Below are 16,010 nucleotides of genomic sequence, written 5' to 3'. Positions count from 1 at the left end.
TTGTAACTAACATTTGTCCAGTATAAAGCTTAACCACTGTATTCCTTGTTTTTTATACATGTAGAAACGAGTTTTTTGTATATATTTATGAAAGGTAAATTTCTATTTAATGTATTTTTCAAATATTTGGTATAAATTTTTTAAGAAAAAAGAAGTGCTGTTATTTTAATCAAACTATAGGGGAGTATTACAAATAATATACGTAAATGAAATTAAATTTTAATCGTTTATATATAGGTTAAAATATATAAATCATAAACATTTTTAATATAAAACTTAGTATAAAAAAGCCGGTATCAATACATTTATAAGAATATTTTATTGCTTTGATATTATGAGAATTTTCTCATAGTTATTAGGGGCTAATATATCAGTAAATATAGTCAAAAATAAAACCAGTTTCTTGTTTAAAAATTAAACATAATTTGTATTTAATAACCATGCTCGGGTATTACCGTAAAATTGACTAGGGCTTGCATGTCGCTTTTTGCCTTAATAATATTGTTCCTTCCCCTTATCAAATGATGATGAAATATATCATTTGGTCTATTTTTATGTTCCGGCTTATCCGGTTGTACAGGAGCGTCCAGCATGGACTTGCCGAATCCAGTATTGGCAAAAGTGACCGAGCGTGTAATCGCACGTAGTCAAAAAACTCGTTCTGCATATTTACAACGTATCGAACATGCACAAGGCAAATTTCCTGCTCGTGGAGCACTTTCATGTGCCAATCTGGCTCATGGTTTTGCCAGTATGGACGATAATGAAAAATTAATTATTAAAGTAGGCCGTGAACCAAATATTGGCATCGTATCTTCATACAACGAAATGCTGTCGGCTCACGCACCGTATAAAACATTTCCAGATTTAATTAAAAATGCCGCTCGCGAAAATGGGGGAGTAGCGCAGTTTGCAGGTGGTGTACCTGCGATGTGTGACGGTATTACCCAAGGTAATGCTGGCATGGAACTATCTTTGTTCTCTCGTGAAACCATTGCGATGAGTACAGCGATTGCATTGTCTCATAACATGTTTGACGCAGCTTTATGTCTTGGTGTTTGCGACAAGATTGTGCCGGGCTTGCTCATTGGTGCTTTGCAGTTTGGCTATTTACCTACTATTTTTGTGCCAGCTGGCCCAATGACCAGTGGTCTATCTAACGATGAGAAAGCTAAAATTCGTCAGCAATTTGCAACGGGTCAGGTTGGCCGAGATGCTTTGCTAGAAGCTGAGTCAGCTGCTTATCACGGACAAGGGACTTGTACTTTTTACGGTACAGCCAACAGTAACCAGATGCTGATGGAAGTTATGGGCTTACATTTGCCAAGTGCCGCATTTGTTCATCCCCACACACCATTACGTGATGCACTTACTGCAGAAGCTGCGATTCGTGTACTTGATTTAACAGTTGAGCGTGGAAACTACACGCCGATTGGTCATGTGATTGATGAAAAAGCCATTATAAACGGCATTGTGGCGTTACTCGCTACCGGTGGTTCAACCAACCATACTTTGCATTTGATTGCGATTGCTCGCGCTGCTGGTATCTTGATTGACTGGGATGACTTCGATGAGTTATCGGCTGTTGTTCCATTACTCGCAAAAATCTATCCAAATGGTAAGGCTGATGTAAACCATTTCCAAGCTGCGGGTGGGGTCGCTTTCCTCATTCGTAACTTACTTGAAGCTGGTCTGTTGCATAACGATGTAACGACAGTAGCTGGTAAAGGTTTGCAGCATTACACCAAAGAACCAAAACTGATTGACGGTAAGCTCACTTGGGTTGACGGTGTGGTTCAAAGCCTTGATGACAAAGTTCTACGTAGCATTGATGCGCCGTTTCAACCAGATGGTGGCTTGCGTTTAATGCAAGGTCGCCTTGGCCGTGGTGTGATCAAGATTTCTGCTGTTGCGCCAGAACACCGTAAAGTTAAAGCTCCAGCAATTGTGTTTGATTCTCAAGAAGCAGTGCAAGCTGCATTTGATCGTGGTGAATTACATCGAGACTTTATTGCAGTTGTTCGTTTCCAAGGTGCGCGTGCTAACGGTATGCCTGAATTGCATCGTTTAACTCCTGTGTTGGGTGTTTTACAAGATCAAGGTTTCCACGTTGCTTTAGTCACTGATGGGCGTATGTCTGGTGCTTCAGGTAAAGTTCCTGCGGTGATTCATTTATCTCCAGAGGCCTTACTAAATGGGCCGATTGCTAAAGTGCAAACAGGCGATATGTTAATCATTGATGCTGAGGCTGGCGTACTCGATGTTGAAATAGATGAACAGACTTGGCAGTCGCGTCCTGTTGCTCAGCCAGAACATCAGGCAGAAAACGAAGTTGGCTTTGGCCGTGAATTATTTGGTGTTTTCCGTGCTGCTGCTGCGCCAGCTGAACATGGAGCATCTGTATTTGGTGCATTGGTTGGTGAAAATTCACCAGAGCAGATTTGAATCAAAGGAACTGAAAAATAATGATTAAAATTGAAGATATTGTCAAATTAGGCCCAGTTATTCCTGTATTGGCATTTGATTCTGCTGAGCAAGGTGAGAATGTATCACGTGCTTTACATGCAGGTGGCGTGAAAGTTCTTGAGATTACATTGCGTACCGCTGCTGGTCTTACTGCTATTGAGCGTGCTAGTCAATTAGCTGATGACATTGTGGTGGGTGTAGGTACGATTACTAAGCCAGAACACTGTGCTCAAGCTAAAAAAGCAGGTGCTCAATTTGGGGTATCTCCTGGTTTAACTAAAGATTTACATTTGGCTGCCCAAGATGCTGGCTTACCTCTATTGCCTGGTGTGATGACACCAAGTGACCTGATTCAGGCAATTGAATTAGGTTATGACATTGTAAAGTTCTTCCCAGCTCAACAAGCAGGTGGCGTTGAGATGCTAAAAGCATTTTATGGTCCATTTCCAAACTTACGCTTTTGTCCGACTGGTGGAATTACTGCAGAGTCAGCACCGGATTTCTTAAAGCAACCTAACGTGGTTTGTGTAGGTGGTTCATGGTTAACACCTAAAGCTACTGTAGCTGCACAAGACTGGGCTGAAATTACTCGCTTGGCACAAATTGCGAGTCAGTTGAGAGCACCGTAGATGTAGTCGATATTTATAAAAAATGAAGTGCATTTTATGTGCTTTAAAGGCTGTATTGATGTGACCAGTTTGTGCTGGTCACACCTAAATATAAAAATTTAATGTCTTAACAGTAGGAATTACTGTGGTTGAAGACCTTTATTTAGGCTGTGTGCCTAAATAATTATTCCAAGGAGAAGTGTCCCATGGAGACGGTTCAGGGTGGCATGTTACTGATCTACACTGTAATCGCGATTATTGCTTTAGTGGTCATGATCGCGAAGTTTAGAATTTATCCATTTCTGGTTCTTATTATTGTTTCACTTGGTTTAGCTTTAGCTGTTGGCATGCCAATGGGCGATATTGTTAAGTCATATGAAGCTGGTACTGGTAAAACCCTAGGCCACCTCGCGATTGTAATCGCACTAGGTACGATGCTCGGCAAAATGATGGCTGAGTCGGGTGGCGCAGAGCGAATAGCAATTACTTTAATTAAGTGGTTTGGTGAGAAAAATATTCACTGGGCCATGATGTTTATTGCCCTTATTGTTGGGCTTCCCGTATTTTTCGAAGTAGGTTTCGTTCTACTCATTCCAATTGCATTCAACATTGCGAAGCGAACAGGCAAATCCTTACTGGTTGTTGGCTTGCCGATGGTTGCTGGTTTGTCGGTTGTGCATGGCTTAATTCCCCCACATCCGGCAGCCTTACTTGCGGTACAGGCTTATCATGCTGATATCGGTAAAACGATTGCTTACAGTTTGTTGGTGGGTATCCCAACTGCCATTGTGGCAGGTCCATTGTATGCACTTTGGATCAATAAATATGTCAAATTGCCTGAGAACAATCCATTGTTTAAGCAATTTGTTGAGGCAGATAAGAAAGAAACTCGTGAGTTACCAAGCTTTGGAATTACCTTATTTACGATTATGTTGCCTGTCGTATTAATGTTGATTGGAAGTTGGGCTGATCTATTCTTTGCACCAAAAACTTTCGCTAACGATTTACTACGTTTCATTGGTACTTCTGATATTGCATTGCTCATTGCCGTACTGGTCAGCTTTATTACCTTTGGTACAATGCAGGGCTTTAATCGTGAACAGATTGAAAAGTTCTGTGGCGGATGTTTAGCTTCTATTGCCGGAATCATGTTGATTGTAGGGGCTGGCGGTGGTTTTGGCGGCATTTTACGTGACAGTGGTATTTCTAATGAAATCGTCTCTACAGCCTTAAAGGCAAATTTGTCGCCGTTATTATTGGGTTGGTTTGTTGCAGCATTGATTCGTTTGGCGACAGGTTCGGCAACAGTCGCTATGGCTACTGCTTGTGGCATTGTTGCTCCAATTGCAGCCACGGCAGGTGTCGCGGTTAGACCAGAACTTTTGGTACTTGCCACAGGTTCAGGTTCATTAGTTTTCTCACATGTAAATGACGCAGGATTCTGGTTAATCAAAGAATATTTTGGTATGACAGTAGGGCAGACACTCAAGACTTGGTCAGTATTAGAAACGATCATTTCGGTGTTGGGTTTATCTTTCACGCTACTGCTTAGCACTATTTTATAATTAAAGGTGAGTAATCCATGATTGTGATTGCAATGGGTGTCTGTGGAACAGGTAAAACCCTAATTGGTGAATTGTTATCAGAGCGTTTGGCTTGTGAGTTTCTTGATGGCGATACGCTTCATTCAGCTGCAAATAAAAGTAAGATGAGTCAAGGCATTCCCTTAACTGATGAAGACCGCTTGCCATGGTTACAAGCAATTCGTCAGGTCATTGAAACCAAACAGAGAGATGGTGAAACAGCTGTATTTACATGCTCGTCTTTAAAGCGGATGTATCGCGATATTTTAAGAGGGCAGGACCAGAATGTTAAGTTTGTCTACTTAAAAGGTTCTTATGAGTTATTACAGCAACGACTTGCAGAAAGATCAGGTCATTTTTTTGACCCAGCGTTGCTACAAACACAGTTAGACACATTAGAGGAACCTGATGTGAATGAAGCAATTGCTATTGATATTGCTCTCACACCAGAACAGATCATTGAACAAGTTATCCAGAAGCTAGGGGTGACTGATAGCGTGTGTCGGGGGTAACTTCATCTAGAAAGGTTATCAACGCTTTAAGATATTCACCTTGTGGTTTACGGTTCAAGCAAGGTGAGTACGGATAATAATAGTGATATTGACCCGAATAAAACCTGATTACAGTGGCGAGTTCGGGGAATATATAAAAGACATACGAATAATAAGGTATTAAGAAGAATGAATCAGTTAAATAATCTACAACTTAAATTCCCAGTAGTGGACAGTATTCCTGAAAGTGTGTGTCTGCCCTCCCAAATTCATCAGCGTGTCTCACTAGTGGATGGTGAATTAAAGCTATGGGCTGGTGCAACCAAGAAAACATTATCTCCAATCTGGATTCAGCAGCCTGACGGTAGCCTACAGCAAGTTGAGCTTGGTAGTTATCCAGTCATGGGTGAAAAAGAAAGCGATGAAGCATTAGAAGCAGCGGTAAGGGCTTACAATAATGGTCGTGGCGAATGGCCAATGATGAAGGTTGGTGAGCGCATTGCCTGTATGCAAAATTTTATTCAGCGCATGGTGGAGCAGCGAGATCTAATTATTAAGCTGATCATGTGGGAAATTGGTAAAAGCTTGGCGGATTCAGAAAAAGAATTTGACCGTACGATTACCTACATGCGTCAAACGATTGATGCCCTGAAGGATTTGGATAATGCCAACTCCCGCTTTGTAATTGCTGAAGGTACGATTGGTCAAATCCGTCGTACTCCACTAGGTGTCGTGTTGTGTATGGGACCATACAACTACCCACTGAATGAAACCTTTGCGACTCTGATCCCAGCCATGCTAATGGGTAATACCATCATTTTTAAACCACCTCAATTTGGGACCTTGTTGTTTGAACCGTTACTAGAAGCGTTCCGTGATTCATTTCCAAAAGGTGTGATCAATACCATTTATGCACCAGGTTCTCTGGTAGTACCTCATTTACTGGCATCTGGGCAAATTAATGTACTGGCACTGATTGGTTCTAGTAAAGTAGCTGATCACTTGAAGAAGCAACATCCTAAATCTCACCGTCTGCGTGCAATTTTGGGGTTGGATGCGAAGAATGCAGCTATTATTTTGCCGGATGCCGATTTGGATCTGACAGTGAAAGAGTGTCTATTGGGTGCATTATCGTTTAATGGTCAGCGTTGTACCGCACTCAAAATGTTGATGGTACATCGCTCAATAGCTGATGAATTTGTTAACCGCTTAACGGCTGAACTGGCCAAACTTAAAGTAGGGATGCCTTGGGAAAAAGGTGTGTTTATTACTCCGTTACCAGGTATGCACCGTACGACCTACATGACTGAAGTTATTGAAGATGCTGTGGTTAAGGGGGCAAAAGTAGTTAATCCGGAAGGCGGTGAATTCTGCAAAACGATGTTCTATCCAGCTGTAGTTTATCCAGTGACTGAGGGAATGAGGCTGTATCGTGAAGAACAGTTCGGTCCTGTGATACCAGTCTCTATTTATGATGACATCGAAACTGTGTTGGAATATGTCACTACTTCTGATCATGGGCAGCAGGTGAGTATTTTTGGTAGCGACCCTGAGCAAATTGGTCATTTAGTTGATCCGTTGGTCCATCAGGTTTGTCGTGTGAATATCAATTGTCAATGTCAGCGTGGCCCTGATGTATTCCCGTTCGGTGGTCGTAAAGATTCTGCGGAAGGTACACTGTCTGTGCATGATGCGCTTCGTGCATTCTCAATCCGTTCAATGATTGCTGCTAAACAGACAGATGACAGTAAGGGCATGTTGGCCTCTATGGTATCTGAGCACTATTCTAAATTTGTGAATACGGACTTTATTTTCTAATAAATATACGAATAAAAAGCCAGCCTGCGGGCTGGTTTTTTTATAATTACTTATAACTTGAATAATAAAAAACGCCTGATATTGATCAGGCGTTTTTTATTTGAACTAATAGATTTAATTATTGACGAATTTGACCGTCGCCCAACACAATCCATTTTTGAGAAGTTAAGCCTTCTAAGCCAACAGGACCGCGGGCATGGATTTTATCGGTGGAGATACCAATTTCAGCGCCTAAGCCATATTCGAAACCATCAGCAAAACGAGTTGATGCATTAATTACGACTGAGCTTGAATCTACACGAGCCAAGAACTGACGAGCTAAAGTGTAGTTTTCAGTCACAATTGCATCAGTGTGATGTGAACCATATTTGTTGATATGGTCAATTGCTTCATCAATCCCGCTCACCACTTTAACTGCAAGAATTGGCCCTAAATATTCGGTGTACCAATCTTCTTCTGTTGCAGGTTTTACAGAGGCACCCAAAATACGGCGTGTTTCTGGACAGCCACGTAACTCAACTTGTTTTTCAGCATAAAGTTCAGCAATGTGCGGTAAGAAAATATCTGCAATTTTTTCATCAACGAGCAAAGTTTCCATCGCATTACAAACGCCATAACGATGTGTTTTGGCATTTAAAGTAATTGGTAATGCTTTTTGCAAGTCTGCCTGTGCTTCAACAAATACATGGCAGTTACCATCAAGATGTTTAATGACAGGAATACGAGCTTCATTGGTTACGCGCTCAATTAAGCTTTTACCACCACGTGGAACAATAACATCAACATATTCAGCCATGGTAATAAGATGACCAACAGCTGCACGGTCAGTGGTTTCAATGACTTGTACTGAATGTTCAGGTAAACCAGCAACTTTTAAGCCATGTTTAATAGCTTCAGCGATTGCTTTATTTGACTCAAGTGCCTCTGAACCACCACGTAAAATAATGGCATTACCAGATTTAATCGCTAAAGATGCAGCTTCAAGGGTAACGTTTGGACGTGATTCGTAAATCATACCAACGACACCTAAAGGCACACGCATTTTTCCAATTTGAATGCCTGTGGGGCGGTATGCAAGATCAGTAATTTCCCCAATAGGATCGACAAGTGCAATCACGTCCTTTAAACCTTGCAACATGCCTTTAATACGTGCAGGTGTAAGCTCAAGACGATCAAGCAGGGCGCTGTCGAGCTGGTTGCTACGACCTTTATCCATGTCGATTTGATTCGCTGCCAAAATAGCTGCCTGATTATTTTCTAAAGCAGTATAAATAGCAGAGAGCGCATGATTTTTTAGTGAGGTAGAAGCACTTGTGAGGACACGAGAAGCCTCGCGTGCTTGTTGCCCAACTTTTTGCATATATTGTTCAATTGAATCTTGCATAGCATTTTTTAATCATTTACCAATGACTACGATAGTAGCAGTCAAATGCGGAACAATGAATGGCTTTTTTTCAAAAATGTGACCGCTATAAAAAAACATTTAAATATTTTGCAAACTATTAGCGGCTTAAACAGGATGAGCGGTCAATTCAGCGATTGCGTATATTTCAGACAATTGTTTAGAATGTTATTGTGCAATACAAACAAATACAAATTTTAAAGATTTGTGCATAAAAGATTACGTGTTCAAGAAGGAACTCTTGCAGCATAAAAAAATTACAGCAAGGAGGAAGCAAGGATATGAATTCCATTATTCAAATGGATTCGGAGATCAACCAAGCTTATGCCGGTTTTGGCTTTTTCGATATCTACCATAGAGATAGTTTTAAACAACCTGCTCGTACAACATGGATCGACGGCTGGAAAATTGAATATATGGCAATTGCCGATCCAAAAACGATTCACAATACGCCAATTGTGATTGTGGGCGGTGCTTTCCAGAATTTTAATTCTTATAAATATTGTGTTGAACAATTGTTTGAAAGCGGTCCGGTCATTTTAATCGATTTACCTTCGATGGGCGCAAATCAGCAAATTACCAATCGAGATACAGGAATATCTGCGGGTACTTTAGAACTGCCTGATTTATCTGAAATGTTAGGACGTTGGTTAGATATCGTTGGAATACAAAAAGTTTCTGTCATGGGAATGTCCTTGGGGTCAGTCATTGCCTCTTGTTTTGCTCATCACCGCCCAGATTTGATGGATCGTATGATCTTAATGGGTGTTATGCAAAAGACTCGTAAAAGTTGGCGAATGATTTTGGAAGAGTCACTCAAACTCATGCAAGAAAACCGCATGGAAGAGTTTGGGCAAGCGGTAATTTTATATTTGGTGAATCATGCCAAATTAGATAAAACACGTATGTCACCAACCGCTAAAAAATTATTTTTTAGACAAATGGCCGAATTTACGGGTACTGAGCGAGAACGTTATGAAATTAACTGTAATCGTCTTTTGCGTTTAACAGATGTACCTATTCCAGAGTGCAAAACGTTGGTTGCAGCAGGGCAATACGACAGTTTTACTTTGCCTCATGAAAATGCGAACTTTGCGTTGCAATGTCCAGATATGGAATTTGCACTGATTGCGAATGCCGATCATGTGCCACAGCTCCAGCGTCGTAAAGAAACTATGAGTTTGTTCACTTCATTCTTGAAGGGTGAATCTATCCAAAATTTGGATGGTATTATTCCTATGACACGTGAACAAATGCAAAACATGGAACGCCGTGGTGAGGAGCGAGTTCGGGTCTTGCAGCCAAAAACTCAACTTAATCACCGAGAGTTTGATGTAGAGGTACCTGTAACAATTGTCGATGTCACTTTCTTCGGTATGTATTTAAAAATGGATAATGTTTCGCAGCTTGAGTTTGTGAACGACCATCCGCGTGACTTGGCACTACATTTAGAAGATGAAGAAGGCACTTTTGCAATTGAATGCTTAATTTTTGAAAGTACAGTTCAAGGTATTCGAGCTTTATTTAAACATGGTAGTTTTGAACTTGCTGATCGTTTAAGCCGTTTTATTGCTCGTCAAAAACAAGCAGTTTAATCATGATCGTTATAGATGGAAGCTCGTTTATTTCGAGCTTCCATTTTTTATATTTGTTATTTTATTTGCGCGTGAATAGTCCAGACTAAATCGCCTAAATGCTCTTCATGGCTATCTTGAGAAATTTGCCCAAAGAATATTTGTGGCTGTTCAATAGTAACTTGCTGAAACTCCGTGTTTTTAAAAAAGTCCTTAACCTCTTGTGGACTTTTGAAATGAAAACTAAATGAACTGCGAGACATGAGTTTAAGTAACTTACTGCTATTCCAAATAATACTCGCAAGTTTGTTTTTAACTGGTTCAGGGTATAGGTCAGTTAAATAATGAAAATTTTTAAAAGACGAACCATAGTGTGCAATTGATTGAATCAGCTGTTTTAATAAATCTTTATCAAAGTAATTAATTAAACCTTCACTAATCACAACTAGCGGGCGGTTTGGGTCAAATACTTCAAATGCTTGTGCAAAAGCTTCGGTAAATAAATCAACTGATAAAATTTCGGGCGCATTTTTTTCAATTTGTTGTAATGCATTTTGTTTGGTTTGTGCCATGTCGGGTAAATCAAGCTCCCGATAGGTAATAGAAGGGTAACGTTGTCTAAACCACCAGCCACGTGGAGACAGGCCACATGCTATTTCTAGAACTTGTAAATCAGGATTTTCTTGAATGAGTTGTTCTAAATGATGATCAAGCATAGTATGGCGTTGTTTGAGCGTAGTGCGCATGCTACCGCCCACATATTTCTCTGCCCATGATTCTATCGGGTGAACTAAATATGCCAATGATTTGCCTTTGGTTGTGGCAAGTGCTTCATGAGAGATTCCCATTTGATACCAGATATAACCCGTATAGTGGGCTGTAAAAGAGATGTGGCGGTGTTTTGAAAGTTGTTGTGTCATTCGTCCTGAGCTCGATTTATTGTTTTTGTGTGATCTTCATTATTAATAACAATGAAGAGGTTCTAATGCATTGATAGTGAATGAATCTGCATGACGGAGTCCTGTCAATTAGGTTGGCATTCTGGGATGAACTTTCAGTTGGAGTTACTTTTCTTTCGGGAAAAGTAACCAAAACCATTGTCATACGCAAAACCTGTTCACTTTCTGCATCTATCAAATATATTGAAGCAATCAATATCCTTCAGCAGATGAGCAGGTTGCGTATGACTTAACCGCGTATCAGATAGTGAATAGGTTTTTGTAGCCAATTAAAATTTTTACTAACTTAAATCGAATTTTTAAACTCTTCAATGGCTGTTTTGACAGCTTGCCACTCGTCGTCAAGCGATAAGGTTTCACCAATCTGAATTTGTGGAATTTGACCACGCATGCGTTCTAAACGTTCTTGATTTGGTAGCTCTAAGTTTGCAATACCTTCAAGTGCTGTACATGCCGCACTACGGTCATTACACACCAGTCCCATATCACAACCAGCAGTTAAAGCAGCTTGAATACGTGCATCTGCGCCACCTGCTACACATGCAGCTTGCATGCTTAAGTCATCAGAGAAAAGTACACCATCAAACTTCAAACGGTTGCGTAGAACTTCTTGAATCCAGAAAGGTGAAAAACCTGCTGGATTTGGATCGATCTGATCATAAATCACATGTGCAGGCATGAGTGCATCAAGCTGAGGCATAAGTTTAATAAAGCTTTGCATGTCATGGTTGTAAATTTCGTCATAGCTACGGCTATCGATTGCAGCTGCAACATGAGAGTCGGCTTTTACGGAACCGTGGCCCGGGAAGTGTTTGCCCGTGTTTGCCATTCCAGCTTTTTTCATGCCTTGCATAAATGCGCCAGCAAGTGGTGCGATATCCTCAATATTTTTAGAGAAACCACGGTCACCGATCACATCGCTAATTGCATTGAGGTCTAAAACGGGTGCAAAACTAAAATCGATACCTACAGCCAAGACTTCAGTTGCCATGAGCCAGCCGCACTGTTCAGCTAGTTCAAGTGCTTTTTGAGGTTGAGTAATATAGAGTTCACCGAAACGACCCATGGCCGGTAATAAGGTAAAACCTGATCTTAGGCGCTGAACTCGCCCACCTTCTTGGTCGACAGCAATTAAAATATCTGGACGAATTTGACGCATGTGGTCCGTTAATGCACGGACTTGTTGTGGAGATTCAATATTTCGTGCAAATAAAATCATGCCACCGACTTGCGGAGCGCGTAATAGTTCAATATCTTCTTGAGTAAGTTCTGTGCCGGCGATGTCCAGCATCAATGCGCCAATCATATTGGTTCCATTTGAATTTTGATTGAAAAACAATAAGCGAATTTTGCAATGTTTTGCTACATTTTGTCAGTACAGAATATGATAAAACTACACGGTATAAACAATTTAGTTGGTTAAGATTTTGAATCTGCTTAGTTCATATCGAAAACAGAGCGTGTAAGATAGGAACACCCAAGGAAGTATTAAAAATTTATGAAACTTCAAACTATAGCTTGTGCAGTAGCGATCGCGACTGGCGGTTTATTCTTCACTCATACGATGAATGAAGCGAGAGCAGCAACCAATACTGCTGTGGTTTCTCAATCAATCCAGCCAACGCAAGAACAAGCTTTGGTAGCTCGCCAGCTGGCAACTTTAGTTGATCGCCAACATTATTTAAATATGCGTCTGGATGCGACGACATCAAATCGTATTCTTGATATGTATTTAGATAGTCTTGATCCAGATCACTCACTATTTTTAGACGCTGAAGTTCAAAATTATAAAAAACTATATGGTTCAAATTTTGGTGCTTCATTAAAAGCGGGGAATTTGACTGGACCGTTTGCCATTCATCAGCAATATCGTGAACGTTTAAAACAGTTTTATGAGTTCATGTTAGCTGAGTTAAAACAACAGCAAAATTTAAAGCAGCCTAATAGCTATATTGAAGTTGATCGTGAAAAAGCACCGTATTTTAAAACGACTGCTGAGCAACAAAATCATTGGCGCAAAATGTTGGTTTCACAGTTAATCAACTTAACCATTAGCCGTGAAGAAGAGCAGGCGAAACAAAAAGCGCTTAAAGAGAATCCTTCACTTGCTGATGGTCAAGACTTAACTGGCCCAGAGGATTTAACGCCAGCTCAAACGTTAACTAAACGTTATACGCGTCAGCTTGAAAGAATTAGTCGTGTGAAAAGCGATGACGTCTTGGACAAAACATTAAATGCAATGTTGGCGACTTATGATCCACATAGTAACTATTACCCGCCAATTGATGCGATCGAACTTAATCGCCAAACCACTTTGCAACTCGAAGGTATTGGTGTGTCGATTCGTCCAGAACGTGGCAACGAAGATTACACCAAGATTGAAACCATTGTAGAAGGTGGTCCTGCAAGTAAGTCTGGCCAAGTGAAATCAGGAGATCGAATCATTGGTGTCGCCCAAGAAGGCGAGAAAATGGTTGATGTGATTGGCTGGACAAGTTCTGAAATTGTTGGGCTTATTCGTGGTAAGCGCGGAACAAAAGTCACATTAAAACTTCTTGGTGCTGGTGCATCAATGAGTCAGGCACGTAATGTGACCCTAGTACGTGATGTTATTCAAGAAGAAGATGCTGGTGTTCGTTCACGCACCGTTGAAGTGACACGTGATGGTAAAAAGCATGTGTTGGGTGTAATTGAAATTCCATCATTCTATTTTGACTATCGTTCACGTCGTGCGGGTCAACAATACCGTTCAGTTTCTGAAGATACTGCAAATGCTTTCGAAGCACTAAAAGCGAAGAAAGTAGAAGGTATTATTATTGACTTACGTAATGACCCAGGTGGTTCATTAGAAGAAGTTGCACGCATGTTGGGACAGGTGATTAAGTCTGGCCCGGTAGTACAAATTCGTGATGGCAATGGCAACGTAAGCGTCTTTGAAGATAACGATGGCGGCCAGCAAATTTATACAGGTCCACTCGCGGTATTGGTGAACTTGGCATCTGCTTCAGCAAGTGAGATTTACTCTGCTGCAATTCAAGATTATGAGCGCGGTATTATTATTGGTAGTACAACGACTGGTAAGGGTACAGCTCAGGTACAACTTGATACTCTTGCATATGGTCAAGCGACTTTAACTCAGCGTAAGTTCTATCGTATTACGGGTGGTAGTACACAGAATAAAGGTGTAGTGCCAGATATTAAACTCGTCGATATCTATAACGAAGAGTTTGGTGAGCGTAAATCGAAGAATGCGTTGAAGTGGGACACAATTCCTACTGCACCATTTAAGCGAGAAGGTTCTGTTCAGCCTTATGTGACAAAATTGTCTCAATTCTCTGAACAACGTGTTGCCAATGATGCTCAGTTTAAATATCTAAATAAGCGTACTGCGATTGCTAAGGTAACGAGTGATCAGAAACAAGTGGTACTTGATATTGATAAGCGCCGTGCTGAATTACTTGGCTTAGAAAAACAAACTTTAGATGCAGAGAATGAGCGCCGTGCTGCAACTGGTCAAAAGCCTTTTGCAAACTGGGAAAGCTATCAAGCTTCATTGGATGCTCTAGCTGAATCTCGCGCTAAAATGAAAGCATCACAACGTCCTGCATTACCAGAAGAAGAAACTTTTGTGACTGAAGCTGCTAATGTACTGATGGATTATGCAAAATTGCAAAATCGCTAAGAGTTGCTAGGATTTAAGAAAAAGCATACTGTTATCAGTGTGCTTTTTTTATTTTTCATGTCAGTAAACTGTCATGCATTTATCATCAAATTGTCAAAAAAACTGCTTAATCTTTAAGCATGAAAATAAATACATTGATGGATGGCGCTATGCAAAGCTCATACGCGACAGCACTATTAAAACAACAGCAACTTCCTGAAAGCTTCCAATTCTTTTTTAAACAAAAGCAACTATCTAATACGCATTCACTGCATGATTTAGTACGTCCACGTTTAAAAATTGCAATTGTTACCGAAACTTGGCCACCTGAAATCAATGGTGTGGCACTTTCATTATTGCAATTATGCCAAGGTTTACAGAAACAGGGGCATAAGATTTTACTGATTCGTCCAGAACAAAAAGCAAAATGCCATGACTTTACGCCAGAGCAAGAATGTCTGGTGATGTCGCAGGCGATTCCAAAATATCCGACTTTACAGTTTGGTTGGCCACAATATTTAAAAGTATCGAAAGCTTTTGAAAAGTTTGTACCTGATGTCGTTCATATTGTGACTGAAGGACCGTTAGGCTTAACTGCCATGCAAGCCGCTAAGGCAAAGGCTATTCCGATTTCGAGTGGTTTTCATTCACCATTCCAAGATTTTAGTCGATTCTTCGATTTGGCTTTTTTAGTCAAGCCGATTCAAAAATATCTGTGCTGGTTTCACAATAACACTCAAGTAACTTGTGTGCCGAGTAAAGATACTCAAGAAGCATTACGCGGTTTTGGTATTACTTGTCCACTGGTTGTGGTTGGGCGCGGCGTAGATACAACAAGATTTTCACCTAAGCATCGCTCTGAAAATTTACGAAAACAATGGGATGCTGATGAGAATACTCGCGTTATGCTTTATGTGGGGCGTTTGTCTCCCGAAAAAGAAGGGCAAGTTCTCATTGAAAGTTATGCGAACCTGCAAACCATTCAGCCACATAAAACTAAATTAGTAATTGTAGGAGATGGCCCAGATTTTGCTCGTTTAAAGTCACTACCTGAAGCGAAGGGTGTTATCTTTACCGGAAGTCTGAGAGGTCAAGATTTGGCGGCTGCCTATGCGAGTGCAGATGTATTCGTTTTTGCGAGCCAAGTTGAAACGTTTGGTAACGTAGTTTTAGAGGCGATGGCAAGCGGTTTACCAGTTATCGCGTATGATTATGCATGTGCACATCAATATTTAACCCATGGTGTGAATGGCTGGTTAAGCCCACTTGGTCAAATAAACCACTTTATACAACAAATTTATCAGCTTCCTTCAGTACAACAACTTAGAGAAATGGGCGTACAAGCCTGTCATAAAGTACAGCAAAGCGGTTGGCAACTTCCGGTTCAGCAATTGGAGCAGGCATTTTATCAGGTAGTGAAGGAGCCCTCGTTGGACTTCACCTAAGTA

At 40.7% G+C, this 16,010-nt stretch carries 11 protein-coding genes; 8 read left to right on the top strand and 3 right to left on the bottom strand.

From position 1 onward, the window contains the following. Nucleotides 1–591: 591 nt before the first annotated feature. From edd to KTI79_RS10420, 5 genes are all read left to right on the top strand, one after another. Nucleotides 592–2,445, top strand: a complete 1,854-nt coding sequence (gene edd, locus KTI79_RS10440; RefSeq protein ID WP_032054380.1) for a phosphogluconate dehydratase — start codon at nt 592–594, stop codon at nt 2,443–2,445. A 20-nt stretch (nt 2,446–2,465) separates the two neighbouring features. Next, nucleotides 2,466–3,095, top strand: coding sequence for a bifunctional 4-hydroxy-2-oxoglutarate aldolase/2-dehydro-3-deoxy-phosphogluconate aldolase (gene eda, locus KTI79_RS10435; protein ID WP_032054381.1), 630 nt, complete (start codon nt 2,466–2,468; stop codon nt 3,093–3,095). A 185-nt stretch (nt 3,096–3,280) separates the two neighbouring features. Continuing rightward, the gene (locus tag KTI79_RS10430; RefSeq protein WP_009390711.1) at nt 3,281–4,639 is read left to right on the top strand and encodes a GntP family permease; all 1,359 of its coding nucleotides are present in this window, start codon (nt 3,281–3,283) and stop codon (nt 4,637–4,639) included. Between the two features lie 17 nt (nt 4,640–4,656). Further along, nucleotides 4,657–5,169 carry a gluconokinase gene (locus KTI79_RS10425; protein WP_009390752.1) on the top strand — a complete coding sequence of 171 codons (513 nt, stop codon included), beginning with the start codon at nt 4,657–4,659 and terminating at the stop codon, nt 5,167–5,169. A 168-nt stretch (nt 5,170–5,337) separates the two neighbouring features. Next, entirely contained in the window at nt 5,338–6,966 is a 1,629-nt protein-coding gene (locus KTI79_RS10420) for an NADP-dependent glyceraldehyde-3-phosphate dehydrogenase (protein ID WP_032054382.1), read from the top strand. 118 nt (nt 6,967–7,084) lie between these two features. On the opposite strand, the gene KTI79_RS10415 is transcribed toward KTI79_RS10420, so the two are convergent. Beyond that, the gene (locus tag KTI79_RS10415) at nt 7,085–8,350 is read right to left on the bottom strand and encodes a glutamate-5-semialdehyde dehydrogenase (RefSeq protein WP_032054383.1); all 1,266 of its coding nucleotides are present in this window, start codon (nt 8,348–8,350) and stop codon (nt 7,085–7,087) included. A gap of 299 nt (nt 8,351–8,649) precedes the next feature. Between KTI79_RS10415 and KTI79_RS10410 the strand changes: the two genes are divergently transcribed. Continuing rightward, nucleotides 8,650–9,963 carry an alpha/beta fold hydrolase gene (locus KTI79_RS10410; protein ID WP_032054384.1) on the top strand — a complete coding sequence of 438 codons (1,314 nt, stop codon included), beginning with the start codon at nt 8,650–8,652 and terminating at the stop codon, nt 9,961–9,963. A 56-nt stretch (nt 9,964–10,019) separates the two neighbouring features. Here KTI79_RS10410 and KTI79_RS10405 read toward each other — a convergent pair whose 3' ends face one another. Beyond that, the gene (locus tag KTI79_RS10405) at nt 10,020–10,862 is read right to left on the bottom strand and encodes a class I SAM-dependent methyltransferase (protein ID WP_032054385.1); all 843 of its coding nucleotides are present in this window, start codon (nt 10,860–10,862) and stop codon (nt 10,020–10,022) included. 325 nt (nt 10,863–11,187) lie between these two features. After that, a complete protein-coding gene (nagZ, locus tag KTI79_RS10400) occupies nt 11,188–12,207 on the bottom strand; it encodes a beta-N-acetylhexosaminidase (RefSeq protein WP_032054386.1) in 1,020 nt (339 codons plus the stop codon). Between the two features lie 192 nt (nt 12,208–12,399). Here nagZ and KTI79_RS10395 point away from each other — a divergent pair, with 192 nt between their 5' ends. Both KTI79_RS10395 and KTI79_RS10390 read left to right on the top strand, forming a co-directional pair. Then, nucleotides 12,400–14,583 carry a carboxy terminal-processing peptidase gene (locus KTI79_RS10395; RefSeq protein WP_086376329.1) on the top strand — a complete coding sequence of 728 codons (2,184 nt, stop codon included), beginning with the start codon at nt 12,400–12,402 and terminating at the stop codon, nt 14,581–14,583. Nucleotides 14,584–14,720: 137 nt separating this feature from the next. Further along, a complete protein-coding gene (locus tag KTI79_RS10390; RefSeq protein ID WP_079284243.1) occupies nt 14,721–16,007 on the top strand; it encodes a glycosyltransferase family 4 protein in 1,287 nt (428 codons plus the stop codon). The last annotated feature ends 3 nt before the right edge of the window (nt 16,008–16,010 follow it).

The sequence above is a fragment of the Acinetobacter sp. WU_MDCI_Abxd143 genome (genome assembly GCF_025514195.1).
Lineage (GTDB): Bacteria > Pseudomonadota > Gammaproteobacteria > Pseudomonadales > Moraxellaceae > Acinetobacter > Acinetobacter pittii_H.
The sequence above is the reverse complement of the archived record's forward strand: the minus strand, read 5'-3'. Positions and strand labels throughout refer to the sequence as shown.